The organism is Listeria sp. MAN/IMW/UF555 (genome assembly GCF_058684075.1).
The window spans coordinates 140,664-159,103 of record NZ_JBZWZS010000004.1 but is presented as its reverse complement, the minus strand read 5'-3'; the positions used below and the strand labels follow the sequence as shown (position 1 = coordinate 159,103).

The 18,440-nt window shown below is 35.4% G+C and carries 18 protein-coding genes; 15 read left to right on the top strand and 3 right to left on the bottom strand.

What is annotated here, in order from left to right:
- Positions 1-118: 118 nt before the first annotated feature.
- The 9 genes from AC4PG8_RS12925 to AC4PG8_RS12885 all read left to right on the top strand — a co-directional run bounded on the left by AC4PG8_RS12925 (position 119) and on the right by AC4PG8_RS12885 (position 8,325).
- The gene (locus tag AC4PG8_RS12925) at positions 119-355 is read left to right on the top strand and encodes a DUF1146 family protein (RefSeq protein ID WP_185541140.1); all 237 of its coding nucleotides are present in this window, start codon (positions 119-121) and stop codon (positions 353-355) included.
- Between the two features lie 180 nt (positions 356-535).
- Positions 536-1,828, top strand: a complete 1,293-nt coding sequence (gene murA / locus AC4PG8_RS12920) for a UDP-N-acetylglucosamine 1-carboxyvinyltransferase (protein WP_003772302.1) — start codon at positions 536-538, stop codon at positions 1,826-1,828.
- Positions 1,829-1,990: 162 nt separating this feature from the next.
- Positions 1,991-2,986 (top strand): rod shape-determining protein MreB, encoded by a 996-nt coding sequence (gene mreB / locus AC4PG8_RS12915; RefSeq protein WP_185541142.1) that lies wholly within the window; start codon positions 1,991-1,993, stop codon positions 2,984-2,986.
- 21 nt (positions 2,987-3,007) lie between these two features.
- Positions 3,008-3,442: a 3-hydroxyacyl-ACP dehydratase FabZ gene (gene fabZ, locus AC4PG8_RS12910; RefSeq protein WP_003763977.1), complete on the top strand. Its 435-nt coding sequence runs from the start codon at positions 3,008-3,010 to the stop codon at positions 3,440-3,442.
- A 254-nt stretch (positions 3,443-3,696) separates the two neighbouring features.
- Positions 3,697-4,062 (top strand): single-stranded DNA-binding protein, encoded by a 366-nt coding sequence (locus tag AC4PG8_RS12905; protein WP_003763975.1) that lies wholly within the window; start codon positions 3,697-3,699, stop codon positions 4,060-4,062.
- A 389-nt stretch (positions 4,063-4,451) separates the two neighbouring features.
- Positions 4,452-5,282, top strand: a complete 831-nt coding sequence (locus AC4PG8_RS12900) for a LysM peptidoglycan-binding and 3D domain-containing protein (RefSeq protein WP_045552591.1) — start codon at positions 4,452-4,454, stop codon at positions 5,280-5,282.
- Between the two features lie 122 nt (positions 5,283-5,404).
- Positions 5,405-6,139: a WecB/TagA/CpsF family glycosyltransferase gene (locus AC4PG8_RS12895; RefSeq protein ID WP_003772308.1), complete on the top strand. Its 735-nt coding sequence runs from the start codon at positions 5,405-5,407 to the stop codon at positions 6,137-6,139.
- 1 nt (position 6,140) lies between these two features.
- Entirely contained in the window at positions 6,141-7,265 is a 1,125-nt protein-coding gene (gene menC / locus AC4PG8_RS12890; protein WP_492170423.1) for an o-succinylbenzoate synthase, read from the top strand.
- Positions 7,266-7,272: 7 nt separating this feature from the next.
- On the top strand, positions 7,273-8,325 hold the full coding sequence (locus AC4PG8_RS12885) for a glycosyltransferase family 4 protein (protein ID WP_492170422.1): 1,053 nt from the start codon (positions 7,273-7,275) through the stop codon (positions 8,323-8,325).
- A 37-nt stretch (positions 8,326-8,362) separates the two neighbouring features.
- On the opposite strand, the gene AC4PG8_RS12880 is transcribed toward AC4PG8_RS12885, so the two are convergent.
- The 3 genes from AC4PG8_RS12880 to AC4PG8_RS12870 all read right to left on the bottom strand — a co-directional run bounded on the left by AC4PG8_RS12880 (position 8,363) and on the right by AC4PG8_RS12870 (position 10,769).
- Positions 8,363-9,412, bottom strand: a complete 1,050-nt coding sequence (locus AC4PG8_RS12880; protein WP_010991322.1) for an LCP family protein — start codon at positions 9,410-9,412, stop codon at positions 8,363-8,365.
- Positions 9,413-9,586: 174 nt separating this feature from the next.
- Entirely contained in the window at positions 9,587-10,132 is a 546-nt protein-coding gene (locus tag AC4PG8_RS12875; RefSeq protein WP_181469979.1) for a GNAT family N-acetyltransferase, read from the bottom strand.
- A gap of 1 nt (position 10,133) precedes the next feature.
- Entirely contained in the window at positions 10,134-10,769 is a 636-nt protein-coding gene (locus tag AC4PG8_RS12870; protein WP_003772318.1) for a YigZ family protein, read from the bottom strand.
- A gap of 383 nt (positions 10,770-11,152) precedes the next feature.
- Here AC4PG8_RS12870 and degU point away from each other — a divergent pair, with 383 nt between their 5' ends.
- From degU to secA, 6 genes are all read left to right on the top strand, one after another.
- Complete coding sequence (gene degU / locus AC4PG8_RS12865) at positions 11,153-11,839, top strand: two-component system response regulator DegU (RefSeq protein WP_003722647.1); 687 nt, start codon at positions 11,153-11,155, stop codon at positions 11,837-11,839.
- 20 nt (positions 11,840-11,859) lie between these two features.
- Positions 11,860-12,711, top strand: coding sequence for a DegV family protein (locus AC4PG8_RS12860; RefSeq protein ID WP_003763963.1), 852 nt, complete (start codon positions 11,860-11,862; stop codon positions 12,709-12,711).
- A gap of 196 nt (positions 12,712-12,907) precedes the next feature.
- The gene (locus AC4PG8_RS12855; RefSeq protein ID WP_492170438.1) at positions 12,908-14,227 is read left to right on the top strand and encodes an ATP-dependent helicase ComFA; all 1,320 of its coding nucleotides are present in this window, start codon (positions 12,908-12,910) and stop codon (positions 14,225-14,227) included.
- Positions 14,220-14,876, top strand: coding sequence for a ComF family protein (locus AC4PG8_RS12850; RefSeq protein WP_492170421.1), 657 nt, complete (start codon positions 14,220-14,222; stop codon positions 14,874-14,876). The genes AC4PG8_RS12855 and AC4PG8_RS12850 overlap by 8 nt, the downstream gene beginning before the upstream one ends.
- Before the next feature lie 193 nt (positions 14,877-15,069).
- Positions 15,070-15,633, top strand: a complete 564-nt coding sequence (gene hpf / locus AC4PG8_RS12845) for a ribosome hibernation-promoting factor, HPF/YfiA family (RefSeq protein ID WP_003722643.1) — start codon at positions 15,070-15,072, stop codon at positions 15,631-15,633.
- A gap of 229 nt (positions 15,634-15,862) precedes the next feature.
- Positions 15,863-18,376 (top strand): preprotein translocase subunit SecA, encoded by a 2,514-nt coding sequence (secA, locus tag AC4PG8_RS12840; RefSeq protein WP_003772328.1) that lies wholly within the window; start codon positions 15,863-15,865, stop codon positions 18,374-18,376.
- Positions 18,377-18,440 lie beyond the last annotated feature (64 nt).

The following is an 18,440-nucleotide window of genomic DNA, read 5'->3' as shown; positions in this document are numbered from 1 at the left end:
AATTTAGCTTCCTGGTTTTTAGCCAGGAAGTTTTTTTATATAACCATAAGTGCATTAACTGTTTTTTCCTCCCTGTATTTGTTAAAATGAGTAGTAGCAAAAAATGAGGAGCGAACACATGTATAATATTATTATGGAATCACCATATGTCATCATCATTTCACATTTACTATTTATCGTTATTACTTTTTGGTCCTTGCAAGCAATCAACTACGAAAAATTCATTAAGAAAAATCATGTAACGCAAGCTAGACTACTATTTGTGATTATTTCGATTGTGCTCGGTTATACATTAAGTAACTTTTTCTTAGACTACTTAGTGGCATCTAAGCAGTTAATTAATTTTTTTGGTTAGAAAAAGTACTATTGTAGTAAAAATTTAATATAAGCTTATAACAAGTTTAATATTAGGTTAAAATCAGTTGATATTTTAGGGTGATAAGTGGTAGAATTACTAAGATATGTTTTAATTTTAAATTTTGATTAATAAAATTCGATAAATGATTTAGTTATTAGTAACGCGGAGGGGTTCTTTTTGGAAAAAATTATTGTACGCGGTGGAAAACAGTTAAATGGTTCTGTAAAAATGGAAGGTGCCAAAAATGCTGTATTACCGGTAATAGCTGCTACATTACTTGCGAGTAAAGGTACTAGCGTATTAAAAAATGTCCCAAATTTGTCTGATGTATTCACAATTAATGAGGTACTTAAATATTTAAATGCTGATGTTTCTTTTGTAAATGATGAAGTAACAGTTGATGCAACAGGAGAAATCACTTCTGATGCACCTTTTGAGTATGTTCGAAAAATGCGTGCTTCTATTGTTGTCATGGGGCCACTATTAGCTCGTACTGGTTCAGCTCGTGTAGCTTTGCCAGGTGGATGTGCAATCGGCTCAAGACCAGTTGATTTACATTTAAAAGGCTTTGAAGCAATGGGCGCAATTGTAAAAATCGAAAATGGTTATATTGAAGCTACTGCTGAAAAATTAGTAGGAGCTAAAGTATACTTAGATTTCCCAAGTGTTGGAGCAACTCAAAATATTATGATGGCTGCTACATTAGCTGAAGGAACAACAGTGATTGAGAATGTTGCTCGCGAACCTGAAATTGTAGATTTAGCGAATTTCCTTAACCAAATGGGTGCCAGAGTTATTGGAGCAGGAACTGAAGTAATTAGAATTGAAGGAGTTAAAGAATTAACTGCTACTGAACATTCTATTATTCCTGACCGTATTGAAGCTGGTACGTTTATGATTGCTGCAGCGATTACAGGAGGAAATGTTTTAATTGAAGATGCAGTTCCTGAACATATTAGTTCATTAATCGCTAAATTAGAGGAAATGGGCGTTCAAATTATTGAAGAAGAAAATGGCATTCGTGTCATTGGACCAGATAAATTGAAAGCAGTGGATGTTAAAACAATGCCACATCCTGGTTTCCCAACTGATATGCAATCACAAATGATGGTTATTCAAATGCTAAGTGAAGGCACAAGCATTATGACAGAAACTGTTTTTGAAAATCGCTTCATGCACGTTGAAGAAATGCGTCGAATGAATGCAGATATGAAAATTGAAGGACATTCTGTTATTATTTCCGGTCCAGCAAAACTACAAGGAGCTGAAGTTGCGGCGACTGATTTACGTGCAGCAGCAGCACTTATTCTTGCAGGTCTTGTTGCGGATGGTTATACACAAGTAACGGAACTTAAATACTTAGACCGTGGCTATAATAATTTCCACGGAAAACTTCAAGCGCTTGGTGCAGATGTAGAACGTGTAGATGATTCTAAAATCGATGTAACGAATTTAGCTTCTCTATTCTAAAATTAAATTTGTTAAAACCGTATCTTTTGGTACGGTTTTTTTTATTATCGTGAAAAAAACCACGTTGTCATGAAATATACATTTCAGCATAACGTAAATTATGCTATAATTCAGAATGAGATGTAAAATTAGGTGTACACCACGAAAGGAGTTAAAATGTAAATGGCAAAAGATGTTGGTATCGATTTAGGTACAGCTAATGTATTAATTCATGTTAAAGGAAGAGGAATCGTTGTTAATGAACCTTCAGTTGTCGCTATAAACAATAAGACTGGACAAGTTCTAGCAGTTGGAACAGAAGCTAGAGATATGGTTGGTAGAACTCCAGGGGATATTACAGCAATCAAACCTATGAAAGATGGGGTTATTGCTGATTTTGATATTGTTCAAGAAATGCTACGTTTCTTTATACAAAAGTTGAACCTGAAAACCTTTTTTTCGCGTCCTCGCATTTTAATTTGTTGCCCAACGAATATTACTTCTGTTGAGCAAAAAGCAATTAGAGAAGTTGCTGAAAAAAGTGGTGGGAAACAAGTGTTCCTAGAAGAAGAACCTAAAGTTGCAGCTATTGGTGCTGGCATGGAAATCTTTGAGCCTTCTGGTAATATGATTATTGACATCGGTGGTGGAACTGCGGATGTAGCCGTATTATCTATGGGCGACATCGTAACAAGCCAATCCGTAAAAGTGGCCGGCAATAAATGGGACGCTGATATCTTAAATTATGTTAAAAGAAAGTATAACGTACTTATTGGTGAAAGAACTGCTGAAAATATTAAAGTAACTATTGGAACTGCTTCCCGAGGTACTAAAGAAGAAACTATGGAGATTCGCGGTAGAGACTTAGTAAGTGGCTTACCTAAGACTATCTCCATTACTAGTTCTGAAGTAGAAGAAGCTATTCATGATTCATTGAACTTAATGGTTTTAGCAGCTCGACAAGTTTTAGAGCAAACACCTCCAGAACTTTCAGCAGATATTATTGATAGAGGAATTATTATGACTGGTGGCGGTTCATTATTACATGGTTTAGACGAATTAATGTCTGAACAATTAAAAGTTCCGGTTCTAATTACTGAAAATCCTTTAGATGTTGTAGCTCTCGGTACTGGCATTTTGCTTGAATCACTAACAAATAAAAGACGTGGTCGTATCTAAATTTGAATTTGGGGGATTTATATGTTAGATATTAAGAAAATCAAAGAAATTTTACCTCATCGTTATCCATTTTTATTAGTGGATAGAGTTATTTCTGTTGAAGAAGGAAAAAAAGTAACTGCTATAAAGAATGTAACAGCTAATGAAGAATTCTTTAATGGCCATTTTCCGGAGTATCCGGTAATGCCGGGTGTCCTAATTGTAGAAGCACTTGCTCAAACAAGTGGGATTGCAATGATGCAAAGTGAAGCTAATAAAGGCAAAATTGGTTTGTTTGCGGGAATTGATGGATGTCGCTTTAAACGTCAAGTTGTGCCAGGTGATCAACTCTTACTTGAAGCAGAAATCACTCGAATGAGAGGCGCTATTGCCAAGGCCAAAGTTAAGGCTACAGTAGAAGGCGATTTGGTTTGTGAAGCGGAAATTATGTTCGCTTTATCAGATTTACCACAATAGAAATAATGAGCACTGAAGTCCAAAATGGATTTTGGTGCTTTTTTGATGTTCTCAGAATAGCATGTGCTAAAAAAAGTTGCAATTTAGTAAAATAGTGTTTTGCATGCATTCCTCCTCTAGAAAAGTATTATTTTCTTCTAACAGAAAACGGTTTTTTTGTTTCTTTAACCCCCATGAAAATGGAACTTTACCTATTTTACAAAGAAATTTTTATCAAATATAATCGCTTTACACCAAAAGAAAGAGGCGATTATATGATTAATCAAGTAACTTTAGTAGGACGTTTAACAAAAGAGCCAGAACTGAAATGGACCACAGAAGATAGGGCTGTTTTGAATTTGACAATAGCTTTAAATCGTTTTGGAAAGAATAAGAGAGTCGACAATGATGCAGATTTTATTCAATGCGTTATTTGGGGAAAGCGAGCAGAAGCAACTGCTGAATTTTGTAGTAAAGGACAATTAGTAGGTGTAATCGGAGAACTACAATCTAGACAATATTTGAATAAAGAGGAACAGAAAGTCTATATTACTGAGGTGTTAGTTCACCAAATTAGGTATCTATCAAGTAGAGGTAAAGGCGAAAATGTAGTTAATATCTCTCATGAAGAAGATGAATGATGTAATACTTTGTTATAAAAAGCTAGATTTAACTTATAATTTATAAAAATTTGGTTGAAATAGCGATTAAAAGCGTTGATTTTAGGAGTTATTTGTAATGGAAAAATTTTCCAATTCTATCTTTTAAATATAAATAGTTTATTTTATGAAGTATTTAATTGGGATATAAAAGAGGCGTGAACTATAACGGCGAGTTATGTTGAAAGAATTTGAGAACCAATTGAAGGTGTAAACAATAAAAATCAGACAATAATGGTAATTTACAAATATTGCAGGATTCTCGGGGCTATTCAGGCGCCTGTCATACATGCTTAATTTTTTAGTAACCAAGTCTAAAGTTTCATGTGGTACGATTGTTCTCGAAAGTAATCAAGGAGGGAATTAATTACATGAAGAAAACAGTAGTAGCCATTGCGGCTGGTTTAATTATTGCAGGATCTGGTTCAACTCAAGCTTTTGCGGCTGAGTATAAAGTTCAAGACGGTGACTCACTTTGGAAAATCTCAAATGAAAATAATATCTCTATAAAACAATTGAAAGAAGATAACAACTTAAGCTCAAACTTAATTTTTCCAAACCAAACGTTACAAGTAAATAGTGGCGAGAAAAAAGCTGCTACTAGTAACGGTACGAAATATACAGTTGTAGCTGGTGACACACTAGGACATATTGCATTAGATAACGGTGTGACAGTTAACCAATTAAAGGAATGGAATAATCTTTCATCTGATTTAATCATAGTTGGTCAAAAATTGTCTGTAGGTGAAAATGCTAAAGCTAGTGAAAGCACTCCTTCTGAAAGCAACAAATCAGAAAGTAATGCTACAGAACAACCAGCACAGCAACCAAAAGAAGAAAAATCAACACAAACAACTCAAAAATCAACAACATCTAATGAATCGTCAAATAACTCTTCGTCAGCTCAAGGTAATGTTTCAAAAGAGCTAACAGTTACAGCAACTGCTTATAGTAAAGCTGAACCTGGAATGAGTCATATGACAGCAACAGGAATTGATTTAAACGATAATTCACGTGTTATTGCAGTTGATCCGTCTGTTATTCCTCTAGGTTCAAAAGTGTATGTTGAAGGATACGGAGAAGCAATTGCAGCCGATACTGGTGGCGCAATTAAAGGTAATAAAATTGATGTACATTTAAACTCAGTACAAGAAGTTAATAACTGGGGTGTAAAACAAGTTAAAGTACAAATTTTAGATTAATCTACTCCATATCGAAAAGCTGCAAATGGCATATGCTATTTGCAGCTTTTTTTGATTAAAAATAGGAAGAGGCTCTTTTTTATGATAAACTTATACATAATAAAGTTTTTTAGGAGATTCAAATGAAAAAGCAGGAAATTTCAATTTTAAATATACCTTTTTATAATACAACCCAAGCTGAATTTATTGAGGAATTACATAATGTTGCTCAAAATGGGGAAAGACGTTTTGTTGTAACTGCCAATCCTGAAATTGTAATGCATGCTCGGACTGATAAAGAGTTTGAGGGAATTTTACGTCAAGCTGATTATATTGTTCCGGATGGTATTGGTATTATCATGGCTTCTGAAAAACTTGGGAATCCGCTAAAAGAACGAGTTACTGGTTATGATACAATGATTGGTTTATTAGAAAAGCCGCTACGTTGTTATTTTTTAGGGGCGAAACCAGAAGTTAGTCAAGGCGTGGAGAGTAAAGTGAACGAAAAATACCCGCAAGCAATTGTTTGTGGTGTTCATCATGGTTATTTTGATGCGCTTGAGAGTGAGGCGATTGCTAAAGAAATAATCGCTGCTGAACCGGATGTTATTTTTGTTGCTCTAGGTTCACCTGCTCAAGAAAAATGGATTTTATCTCAGATGGCTAATTTTTCCAAAGGTATTTTTATTGGTGTTGGTGGGAGTTTTGATGTATTAACTGATAATGTAAAGCGAGCGCCTAAAATTTGGATAAAGCTGAGACTTGAATGGGTGTACAGATTGCTAGCGAATCCTTCTAGATGGAGACGTTTTTTTGCAATACCTCAGTTTATGCTTGTTATTCGAAAAGAGCGTAAACGTTTGAAAAAGGGTGAGTAAAATGTATTTTCAAAAAGCAAGATTAATTCATGCTGAACTACCGCTTTTGGCACCATTTAACACAAGTTATGGCGAATTGAAAAGCAAAGATTTTTATATTATTGAATTAATAAATGAAGAAGGAATCCGCGGATATGGTGAATTAGAAGCATTTCCGTTACCAGATTACACTGAAGAGACTCTTAGTACTGCTATTTTAATTATTAAGGAGCAGCTATTACCTCTACTCGCTCAAAGAAAGATTCGTAAGCCTGAAGAAGTTCAGGAGTTATTCAGTTGGATTCAAGGTAATGAGATGGCAAAGGCGGCCGTTGAACTCGCTGTTTGGGATACTTTTGCTAAAATGGAAAAAAGATCGTTAGCTAAAATGATTGGGGCTACTAAAGAATCTATCAAAGTTGGAGTCAGTATTGGTTTACAACAGAATGTGGAAACTTTACTTCAATTAGTTAATCAATACGTCGATCAGGGCTATGAACGAGTGAAACTAAAAATCGCACCAAACAAAGATATTCAATTTGTTGAAGCTGTTCGTAAAAATTTTCCAAAACTAAGCTTGATGGCAGACGCGAATTCAGCGTATAATAGAGAAGATTTCTTGTTATTAAAAGAACTAGATCAATATGATTTAGAAATGATTGAGCAGCCATTTGGAACGAAAGATTTTGTGGATCATGCTTTGTTGCAAAAACAATTAAAAACGCGAATTTGTTTGGATGAGAATATTAGATCCGTAAAAGATGTAGAGCAAGCGCATAGCCTTGGTAGTTGTCGGGCTATTAATTTGAAGCTGGCACGTGTTGGAGGTATGTCATCTGCCCTTAAAATAGCAGAGTACTGCGCGCTAAATGAAATACTAGTTTGGTGTGGGGGAATGCTTGAAGCTGGTGTCGGCAGAGCTCATAACATTGCACTAGCAGCGAGAGACGAGTTTGTTTTTCCAGGGGATATATCTGCCTCGAATCGTTTCTTTGCGGAGGATATTGTAACACCTGCTTTTGAATTAAATCAAGGTAGACTCAAAGTGCCAACGAACGAAGGCATTGGTGTAACGCTAGATTTAAAAGTATTAAAAAAATACACTAAATCAACAGAAGAAATTTTGCTAAATAAAGGATGGAGCTGAAAAAATATTGCTAATATGGAGTATATTGATTAGCTTTGCTGTTGGTATTATCATGGTGCCAATAATTAGAAAGTTTGCATTCAGAATCAATGCGGTTGACACGCCGCGTGAAAGACATAAACATACAAAAACAACAGCCACACTAGGTGGATTAGCTATTTTTATAAGTTTTTCAGTGGGGATGTTGTTAGTACCAATTGATAAATCAGGATTTGTTCCAATTTATTTTGGAGCTCTAATTATTATTGTAACAGGGTTTATTGATGATATATTTGATTTATCTCCTAAATGGAAAATGGTAGGGCAGATTTTAGCTGCTCTTTGTGTCACTGTTTGGGGCGAAATAACAATTAATTTTATTAATATTCCTTTCTACGGGGAATTGAACTTTGGATATTTTGCGATACCATTATCTATTGTTTGGATTGTGGCCATAGTCAATGCACTTAATTTGATAGATGGGTTAGATGGTCTTGCTGGTGGAATCTCTATTATTGCTTTAATGACAATTGCAGGTATGGCTCTACTTCTTAAAGATGCATTTGTTGCTCCAGTCGCACTTATTCTTGCCGCATCAGTTGCTGCATTTTTAATTTACAACTTTCCGCCTGCAAGTATTTTTATGGGAGACACCGGAGCTTTATTTTTAGGCTATATGATAGCTGTTTTATCGCTTATGGGCTTTAAGAACGTAACTTTTATTTCTTTGTTAGTGCCACTTATTATTTTAGGTGTTCCTTTATCAGATACATTTTTTGCTATCGTACGGAGGTTGAAAGAGCGCATGCCTATATCGTCTGCGGATCGCTCGCACATCCATCATAGATTAATGGCTCTTGGTTTTACAGAAAAACAAACAGTGTTGTTAATTTACTGCATGGCACTACTATTCTCTATAACTGGTTTTGTATTTTCTTTTTCTACAACTTGGGGAGCATTACTATTACTCTTATTACTAATTTTTTGTATTGAAATTATTGTTGAATTTATCGGTTTAATTGGTGAAGATTATCGACCAATCTTAAATTTACTTCAAAAAATACATCGAAAACGCAAATAAAAAAACCAACAACTAATTATTAGTTGTTGGTTTTTTGTTAGTTTGATGCAGTGGAACTTTCATCTGAATAAGCTGCTGCGCCAGGGAATGGTTGTTTAATTCCTAACTCACTAGCAAATTCATTCGAGATACTTTGAACGGAGGATTCATTCAGTTTGTAATAATAAATGCCGTTCATTGGATTGCTATCACCTTTAAGGTTGAGTGATTTAATATCAATTTTATTAGACATTCCAAATTTTGCGATTGAAAGCATTTGGTTGAAAGTTAGGTTGGTTTTCATGTTGTCGCCAACTACTTCAATAATATCAGAGTATTTGCTAACGGAAGAAACAGAAGTCGCTTCACTAACAATAGATTTAATAATAAGTTGTTGTCGTTTACCACGTTCAATATCACTATCAATATGTCTTGTACGTGCAAGGGCTAGGGCTTGTTCAGCATTAAGATGTTGCGGCCCTTTTTTAAGCGTAATTGCGTTTTGGTTATCTTTTGAATCTTGTTCAGTAAAGTTTACTGGAACGTCTACATCAATACCATCTAATGCATCAATGATTTTGAGGAAAGCATCAAAGTCAAATCGAACATAGTAGTCGATTGGGATTTTGAATTCTTCTTCTACTGTTTTCATGGTAAGTTCTGGACCACCATATGCATGAGCTGCATTGATTTTCGTGTATTTATTAATCTCTTTTGCAGAATCTTCAATGTGTACATAAGAGTCGCGGGGAATACTTGTCATTTCTACGCGTGCATCCTTTACATTAAATGTAGCTAGGATAAGCGAGTCACTACGAGGGTTTCCGTTAGATGCTCTTGTAGTACTTGTATCAACGCCAATAATTAAAATAGAAAAACTATCTTTTATAGGTTCAACATCATTTGTTCGAAGTGTGGAAGCTTTCCCGTTCCTCACGTTATCGAAAGAGTTGTCTGCTGCGAGTTTCGTCTTGCTAAAAAGGTAAGTGCCATATCCGACACCTGCAAGTACTAAACACATCACAGGAATTAGAATCCAGAATAAAATTTTTCTTCTACGCTTGTATTTCTTGCTGCTTCTTCGGCTATCATCAGTGCCTTTACTCATATATTAATTCTCCTTATAGTCACTTTTCTAAGTTTTATTGTATCATTTGTTGAACTAAAGAATGTTACGTGTTATTTACGGTTTCTTTAATTTTTCAACTTTGATGTTATTATACAGAATTTCATTGAAAAAAAATACAAAAAAGATGATATCTTTCAAAAATGTAATATTTGTCTACTCGAGTATTAATTGGTAATTACTAATTTCACAAATTTTGCCGGAGTGTAAATCTAGTTCTTGCCCCGTTGAAACGAGCTCAAAACCAAGCTTAGTAAGTAGTTTTATGGAAGCAATATTTTCCGGGAGTACTTTGGCGGTAATTGTTTTGTATGGGAGGTGAGTTTTAGTTGTATTTAAAAAGGTTGTTAAAATCTCGAACATAAGCCCTTGCCGCCAATGACTTTTGGCTAATTCATAACCGATTTCAATTGTTTGGTTGTTTTTGTTAATATCGTTTATGCCCAGTGAGCCGATTGCTTTTAAAGAATTATCCATAGTAAAAATTGTATACCTACAAGCATTTGGTTCGTTTTCGATGGCTTGAATCATTTCCTCCGCTTGAAGGATGGTAGAAAATTTTTCGATATTCATAAACTGAGCAACGTCATTGTCAGACCAAATATCAAATAAGGTAGTTGCATCTGCAAAAGAAGTTTTTCTCAAAATAGTTCGTTCCGTAGAAATAGTGGTGGGTAAATGTAAAAATATGTTTGTGGACATTCTAAGTAACATCCTTTTCTCTATATTTTTGTGGGCCTTCTTTGTAAGTAACTTGGCCATTTGAAACCTCTGTTATCCAAGTGGAAAAAGTTGAAAGATCCTCATTATCAACAAATACTTGAAGTACGACTTTTTCTGTGAATTCTTTATGAACGATTTGATAATTTTTTTGCTCAAGTGCATTCTCTATTTTGCCTAAAAGTGGATAGGCAAAAGAGCACTCAATAATAGTAGCTAATTTGCATTCGACTATACCGATAGTTTGGATTGCTTCACTGACAGCACCACCATATGCACGGACAAGGCCCCCTGCGCCGAGCTTAGTTCCTCCGAAATAGCGAGTAACAACCACAACAACATTTTTTAAAGCTTTCTTTTTTAAAACTTCTAACATAGGAACCCCTGCTGTTCCACTTGGTTCACCATCGTCATGTGCTTTTTGAAATTGGTCATTTTCTCCTATAATATAGGCAGAGCAATTATGAGTAGCATCACGGTGCTCTTTTTTGATTGTTTGTATGAATGTCTGTGCTTCGGATTCTGTTTTTATTCGCTTAATATGGCAAATAAAGCGAGATTTTTCAATTATTATTTCATGTTTTCCATCGCTACGAATGGTTAAATAATGATCCAACATAAGGAACCTCCATAAGTTGATACATTCAGTCTGCTTTTATTTTATCCGAAAGCAAAGCGATTGTATAGATATTTTTCTAAGTGCAGCGGGTGAAGTGGTGGCAAATTCGTGTTATAATAAAAACTACTATTACTTTAGACTGGTTTTCGATTGCATTTTATAGGCATATAGAAGTAATTTTCTAAAACTTTGCTGTATAATTGAGCTACAGTTTGTAATGAAAATAGGTTAGTTTGAGTAAATAGTACTTAAAAGAGAAAAGTTTATTTGCCAATTTTATGGCAGGGATTATAAGGTTAAGCGTTTTGCTACTTAAAAAGGATGATGTTTTCGATTGCAAAGTGGCTTGGTGAAATTAGATAAGTGAAGGAGGAGTAGTCATTATGGCACTCAAAATCATGATTGTAGATGATCATCAGTTGTTTCGCGAAGGTATCAAGCGAATTTTAGAGTTGGAAGATTCTTTTGAAGTCGTAGCGGAAGCTGAAAATGGTAAGAATATCGTAGCAAAAGTTCGCGAATATAAACCAGACATCGTTTTAATGGATATTAATATGCCAACTGTTAATGGGTTAGACGCAACAGAAATGTTAGTACGTCAATTCCCTAGTATCAAAGTTATCGTATTGACTATTCACGATACAGATGAGTACGTAACAGAGGCACTTAGAGCAGGAGCAGTAGGTTATTTATTAAAAGAAATGGATGCACATGAACTCGTAGAAGCTGTTAAAATAGTAGATAATGGGGGCGCGTATATTCATCCGCGTGTAGCGATTAAATTAATTCGCGAATATCGACATTTAGCAAGCACGAATACTTCGCAAGGGGTTTATGGTTACCAGCAACCCGAAGTGAAAATGCCTTTGCATATTTTAACGCATAGAGAGTGTGAAGTATTACAGCTTCTTACCGATGGAAAAAGTAACCGCGGAATTGGGGAAACGCTTTTCATTAGTGAAAAAACAGTGAAAAATCATGTCAGCAGTATTTTACAAAAAATGAAAGTGAATGATAGAACTCAAGCGGTGGTAACGGCAATTAAGCACGGCTGGGTTTATATTCGCTAAAGAAATTTCAGGGGGACTATATGAACGAAAAAATAGCAGTGGTTACTGACAGCACCACTTATTTGCCAGATGAAGTGAAAGAGCAGCTACGAATTAATGTCGTACCACTTTCCGTAATAATTGATGGAAAATCTTATCGTGAAGGAGAAGAACTTTCTACGGCTGATTTTTACAAAAAAGTAAAAGAAGCAGAAAATTTTCCAACTTCTTCGCAACCTGCCCCTGGTGAATTTATTCAATTGTTTGAGAAACTAAAAGAACAAGGTTTTGATACAGTAATTAGTATTCATCTATCCAGCGGCATCAGCGGGACTTTCCAAAACGCAGCTTCTGCAGGTGAACTAATTGATGGCTTGAATGTAGTTGCTTATGATTCTGAGCTCTCATGTATGGCGCAAGGAATGTTTGCTGTTAAAGCGGCTGAAATGGCTTTAGCAAATGAACCTTTAGAACGAATTATTTCCGAATTAGATAAGATTAAAAAGGCGCAAGATGCATATTTTATGGTAGATGATTTAAATAACCTGCAACGCGGTGGTCGCTTAAACGGGGCACAAGCGCTTGTCGGCAGTTTGCTTCAAATTAAACCAATCCTTCATTTTAATGATAAGCAAATTGTTCTTTTTGAAAAAGTTAGAACTCAAAAAAAGGCATTAAAACGGATTGAAGATATTCTTGAAGTAGCTATCAAAAATAAAAATGCAGAAAAAGCCTATGTTATCCATGGAAATGATCCGGAAAAAGGAGAAACATGGCGCAAACATTTAGAATCCAAGTTTCCAGAAGTGGAGTTCGAGTTGAGCTATTTTGGCCCAGTTATCGGCACACATTTAGGTGAAGGCGCACTGGGATTAACCTGGTCAATAAAATAATAGAATCTCTAGCTTTTTAGCTAGAGATTTTTTTATTTAGGCTAAAGTTGTATTTTCGCCAATTTCACCTATTGAAAATGGTTGTTTTGCCTTTAGCGAAAATAGTATTTTATGGTCAAATTGAGGCTGGAAAATAAGAAATTAACTTCTGCAAAGAAATCTAAAAAAGTGTATAACTTAGGAGAGGTGAAAAGTGATGGATATTTTTCCTGGAAGGTTATATCTAAAGAAGGAAGTCGAAACAGTTGAGGGACTACAGGAAATTCTTGCTATTTCAGCTAATCGTTGTTTTCGTTGTGGAAATACAAATCCATTTTTATTCGGCAAAATGACATGTGCTTCTTGTGATAGGGAGGATTGTTTGTACTGCAGAAACTGTATAGTTATGGGGCGGGTAAATAGTTGTCAGAAGTTATACTATCAAAAAGCAGACATTCTGCCGGAAAGAATAGAATCTTGTTTGGGCTGGGAAGGAACTTTATCACCAGGACAAAAAAAGGCTTCAAGTGCAGTTGTTTCAAGTATTAAGCAGAGAGTTGATATGCTTTTATGGGCAGTCGCTGGGTCTGGTAAAACAGAAATGATGTTTGAAGGAATGGATTTAGCATTAAAGCAAGGTTTTAGAATTTGTATAGCTTCTCCTAGAGTTGATGTATGTTTAGAATTATATCCGCGTTTGCAAGCTGTTTTCAAAGAGATAGATATAGTTTGCTTGTATGGAGATTCCAAAGACAAATACCAAGGTGAGCAATTTGTGGTTGCCACAACACATCAATTAATCCGTTTTTATGATACATTTCAAGTTATTTTTATAGATGAAGTAGATGCTTTTCCATATGCAAAAGATCCTTTTTTAGAATACGCTGTTAGAAAGGCTAGAACTAAAGTAGGTTCAACTATTATAATCACAGCAACTCCAGAGAAAAAGTGGCAACAAGAATGCGCGACCGGTAAACGGAACTTTGTAAAAATCCCTGCCCGCTACCATAGAAAGCAGCTACCTGTTCCTAGAACTTGCTGGATTGGTCCGTGGAAGAAAAATTTAGCTCAAGGAAAAATAACCCTTAAGTTGATTAATTGGATAAAAAAAGCAGAACTTAAAAATCAACCAGCATTAATCTTCTTTCCAGAAATTGAAGCAATGAATCAATTTGCTGAAGCGCTCGTAAATTATGATTTTACTCGCCCAGTGACCGTTCATTCGGCAGATCAGTTACGCAAAGAAAAAGTTGAGTGGCTACGTGAAGGCAAAATCAAGCTACTACTTACGACAACTATATTAGAAAGAGGGGTCACTTTTAAAGATGTTCAAGTAGCTGTTTTTGGAAGTGAGGGGAGGATTTTTACAGAAGCTGCATTAGTGCAAATAGCTGGACGTGCGGGAAGGAAATTAACTCATCCAACTGGAGATGTTTGTTTTTTTCATTATGGAAAGACTACAGAAATGAATCGGGCTATTACGCATATTAAAAAAATGAATCAATTAGGTTTTAAAGAAGGATTATTAGATGATTAACTGTTTACTTTGTTTACAACCTGTTAAACAATCAGCTAGTTGGGAACTTAGTTGGTTTCTTAGTGAGGAAGTTTTATGTTGTTCCGATTGTGTAGCGGGCTTTGAAAAATTAACTGGACCGCTTTGTAATATGTGTAGCAGGGAATCATCTGATGAATTTTGTAAAGATTGTCAAGGTAGAGAGTTTTTTCTAGATAGTAATCGATCTTTGTACCAATATAATGATTTTGCCAAAGAATATATGAAAAAATTTAAGTTTCAAGGTGATTATATCATCGGAGCTATTTTTCAAAAGGAACTAAAAAAATACTTCGCCGCGAACAAAACGACTATTGTCCCAATCCCGGTAAGTGAAGTCCGCAAATTAGAGCGAGGATTTAATCAAACAACAGCAATATTGAAACAATCTAATCTTCACTATGAGGAAATTTTAGCAAAAAAACACTCTGAAAAACAATCTAAGAAAACAAAGCGAGAACGATTAGAAACAGAGCAAATATTTTATGTAGATGAAGAGATTGGAAGCAGTGAAAAGGAAATAATTTTATTTGATGATATATACACTACAGGTAGTACTCTTAACTTAGCGGCGCAAGCGTTAAAAGAATCAGGCATGAAAAAGGTAACCTCTTTAACCATATTTAGATAGTTGAGATTTATCGCCAAAAGAGGTTTGCGAAAGGCTTTTTAGTGGAATAAAATACTAAATAAAGATAAGTAGATAAACGCTTCTTTACTCTTTGTGCAAATGTTTGCAAAAGCTATCGTTTTCACGTAGACTAAGGGTAAGAAGAATACTCTTCTTTATCGTTATTTTGTTTTATTTCAAAGGAGGAATTGCTATGCTTAAGTACAACATTCGTGGTGAAAATATTGAAGTAACGGAACCGATTCGAGATTACGTAGAAAAGAAAATCGATAAACTAGAACGATATTTTACAGAAACTCCAGACGCTAACGTTCATGTTAATTTAAAAGTATATTCCGATAAAAATGCGAAGGTTGAAGTGACCATTCCTCTCCCAAATCTTGTGCTACGTGCAGAAGAAACTAGTGGAGATTTATATGCTAGCATCGACTTGATTGTGGATAAATTAGAGCGTCAAATCCGTAAACATAAAACAAAAGTAAATCGTAAATTCCGTGATAAAGGTGCAGAAAGAGATTATTTTGCATATTCGGATGTTAACGGCAGCACACCACCAGAAGAAAATGAAGGAGATTTTGATCTTGAAATTGTAAGAACAAAACAATTTTCTTTAAAACCTATGGACAGTGAAGAAGCTGTTTTACAAATGAACTTGCTAGGACATAGTTTCTACGTATATACTGATGCTGAAACGAATGGAACTAACATTGTGTATTCACGTAAAGACGGTAAATATGGATTAATTGAAACTAATTAATAGTACAAAGATAATGAGCATGGGGGCCAAAATTTTGGCTCCCATTTTTATTAGGAATGAAGAATCTATGACGTTTTTGCATTTTTATTTGTTAAAAAGAGATAACCAGTTGTATATTTTATCTAATAAGTGATAGAATTAGTGTGTATATTTTAAGAGAAGATAATTCCTGAAAGTTATCATAGATGAAACTGCGCGACGACAGCGAAAACAGTAGAGGAGAATTTAAATGGCTGGACTATTGAAGAAGATTTTTGAATCAGGAAAAAAAGATGTTAAATATTTGGAGAGAAAAGCAGATGAAATTATTGCTTTAGCAGACGAAACTGCAGCTCTTTCAGATGAAGCTCTACGCGAGAAAACAGTAGAGTTTAAAGAACGAGTTCAAAAAGGTGAAACGCTAGACGACTTATTGGTAGAAGCTTTTGCTGTTGCCAGAGAAGGTGCTAAGCGTGCCCTAGGACTGTATCCATTTAAAGTTCAATTAATGGGTGGTATCGTTCTTCACGAAGGTAATATTGCAGAAATGAAAACTGGTGAAGGTAAAACATTAACAGCGACATTACCAGTTTATTTAAATGCGCTTTCTGGTGAAGGTGTACATGTAGTTACGGTCAATGAATACTTGGCTCACCGTGACGCAGAAGAAATGGGTGTTTTATATAATTTCCTAGGTCTTTCTGTAGGGCTTAACTTAAATGCTTTATCTAGCACAGAAAAACGAGAAGCTTATGCATGTGATATTACGTATAGTACAAATAATGAATTAGGATTTGACTACTTACGTGACAACATGGTGGTTTACAAAGAAGAAATGGTACAACGTCCATTAGCGTTTGCCGTTATTGATGAAGTCGATTCTATTTTGGTCGATGAAGCTAGAACACCTTTAATCATTTCTGGTGAAGCTGAAAAATCCACTATCTTATACGTTCGTGCTAATACATTCGTACGAACTTTGACAGAAGAGGAAGATTATACAGTTGATATTAAAACTAAATCTGTCCAATTAACCGAAGATGGTATGACAAAAGGGGAAAACTACTTTGATGTAGAAAACCTTTTTGATTTAGAAAATACGGTGATTTTACATCATATTGCTCAAGCGCTTAAAGCAAACTACACGATGAGTTTAGATGTAGATTACGTAGTTCAAGATGATGAAGTTCTCATTGTTGACCAATTTACAGGTCGTATTATGAAAGGACGTCGTTTCAGTGAGGGCTTACACCAAGCACTTGAAGCCAAAGAAGGCGTTACTATTCAAAACGAATCTAAAACAATGGCAACTATTACATTCCAAAACTATTTCCGTATGTACAAAAAACTTGCTGGTATGACCGGTACTGCGAAAACGGAAGAAGAAGAATTCCGCGATATTTATAATATGCGTGTTATTGAAATTCCAACAAACAAAGTAATTATTCGTGATGATCGTCCAGATTTAATTTTTACAACGATTGAAGCGAAATTTAATGCAGTAGTAGAAGATATTGCTGACCGTCATGCAAAAGGACAACCTGTTCTCGTTGGTACTGTTGCGATTGAAACATCAGAGCTTATTTCGAGCAAATTAAAACGCAAAGGAATTAAGCACGATGTCTTAAATGCCAAACAACATGAACGTGAAGCGGATATTATTAAAAACGCTGGTGAACGTGGTGCAGTAACAATCGCAACCAATATGGCTGGTCGTGGTACGGATATTAAACTTGGTGAAGGTACTATTGATGCTGGTGGTCTAGCTGTAATTGGTACAGAGCGCCATGAATCACGTCGTATTGATAACCAATTACGTGGTCGTTCTGGTCGTCAAGGGGATCCAGGTGTAACACAATTCTATCTTTCTATGGAAGATGAACTGATGCGCCGTTTTGGCTCTGATAACATGAAGAGCATGATGGAACGTTTTGGTATGGCTGAAGATGCAATCCAAAGTAAAATGGTGAGTCGTGCCGTTGAATCTGCTCAAAGACGAGTGGAAGGAAATAACTTTGATTCACGGAAACAAGTTTTACAATATGATGATGTACTTCGCCAACAACGGGAAGTTATTTATAAACAACGCTATGAAGTAATTAATGCAGAAAACAGTCTTCGCGAAATCATTGAACAAATGATTCAGCGTACAGTGAATTTCATTGTTTCTAGTAATGCATCAAGCCATGAACCAGAAGAAGCGTGGAATTTACAAGGTATTATCGATTATGTCGATGCTAACTTACTTCCAGAAGGTACAATTACGCTAGAAGATTTACAAAACAGAACAAGCGAAGATATTCAAAACCTTATTTTGGACAAGATAAAAGCGGCATATGATGAAAAAGAAACATTGTTGCCTCCTGAAGAATTTAATGAGTTTGAAAAAGTAGTATTGCTTCGTGTTGTTGATACGAAATGGGTTGATCATATTGATGCAATGGATCATTTACGTGATGGTATTCATCTACGTGCTTATGGTCAAATTGATCCGCTTCGTGAGTATCAATCAGAAGGTTTCGAGATGTTTGAAGCAATGGTATCATCCATTGATGAAGACGTGGCTCGTTATATCATGAAAGCAGAAATTCGCCAAAACCTTGAGCGCGAACAAGTAGCTAAAGGTGAAGCAATCAATCCTGCTGAAGGAAAACCAGAAGCGAAACGCCAACCCGTTCGTAAAGACCAACATATTGGACGTAATGATCCTTGTCCTTGTGGTAGCGGCAAAAAATATAAAAATTGTCATGGTAAAGAAGCATAGATTGAAACAACTAAAAAAGCGCCTGCAAGACGGCGCTTTTTGCTATGAAAGTTTGTAAGTAAAT

Excerpts from the sequence above, each read along its gene's own strand:
- AC4PG8_RS12925 (WP_185541140.1), top strand. The coding sequence starts at position 119 with ATGTATAATATTATTATGGAATCACCATATGTCATCATCATTTCACAT.
- mreB (WP_185541142.1), top strand. The coding sequence starts at position 1,991 with ATGGCAAAAGATGTTGGTATCGATTTAGGTACAGCTAATGTATTAATT.
- fabZ (WP_003763977.1), top strand. The coding sequence starts at position 3,008 with ATGTTAGATATTAAGAAAATCAAAGAAATTTTACCTCATCGTTATCCA.
- AC4PG8_RS12905 (WP_003763975.1), top strand. The coding sequence starts at position 3,697 with ATGATTAATCAAGTAACTTTAGTAGGACGTTTAACAAAAGAGCCAGAA.
- AC4PG8_RS12900 (WP_045552591.1), top strand. The coding sequence starts at position 4,452 with ATGAAGAAAACAGTAGTAGCCATTGCGGCTGGTTTAATTATTGCAGGA.
- AC4PG8_RS12895 (WP_003772308.1), top strand. The coding sequence starts at position 5,405 with ATGAAAAAGCAGGAAATTTCAATTTTAAATATACCTTTTTATAATACA.
- menC (WP_492170423.1), top strand. The coding sequence starts at position 6,141 with ATGTATTTTCAAAAAGCAAGATTAATTCATGCTGAACTACCGCTTTTG.
- AC4PG8_RS12880 (WP_010991322.1), bottom strand. The coding sequence starts at position 9,412 with ATGAGTAAAGGCACTGATGATAGCCGAAGAAGCAGCAAGAAATACAAG.
- AC4PG8_RS12875 (WP_181469979.1), bottom strand. The coding sequence starts at position 10,132 with ATGTCCACAAACATATTTTTACATTTACCCACCACTATTTCTACGGAA.
- AC4PG8_RS12870 (WP_003772318.1), bottom strand. The coding sequence starts at position 10,769 with ATGTTGGATCATTATTTAACCATTCGTAGCGATGGAAAACATGAAATA.
- degU (WP_003722647.1), top strand. The coding sequence starts at position 11,153 with ATGGCACTCAAAATCATGATTGTAGATGATCATCAGTTGTTTCGCGAA.
- AC4PG8_RS12860 (WP_003763963.1), top strand. The coding sequence starts at position 11,860 with ATGAACGAAAAAATAGCAGTGGTTACTGACAGCACCACTTATTTGCCA.
- AC4PG8_RS12855 (WP_492170438.1), top strand. The coding sequence starts at position 12,908 with ATGGATATTTTTCCTGGAAGGTTATATCTAAAGAAGGAAGTCGAAACA.
- AC4PG8_RS12850 (WP_492170421.1), top strand. The coding sequence starts at position 14,220 with ATGATTAACTGTTTACTTTGTTTACAACCTGTTAAACAATCAGCTAGT.
- hpf (WP_003722643.1), top strand. The coding sequence starts at position 15,070 with ATGCTTAAGTACAACATTCGTGGTGAAAATATTGAAGTAACGGAACCG.
- secA (WP_003772328.1), top strand. The coding sequence starts at position 15,863 with ATGGCTGGACTATTGAAGAAGATTTTTGAATCAGGAAAAAAAGATGTT.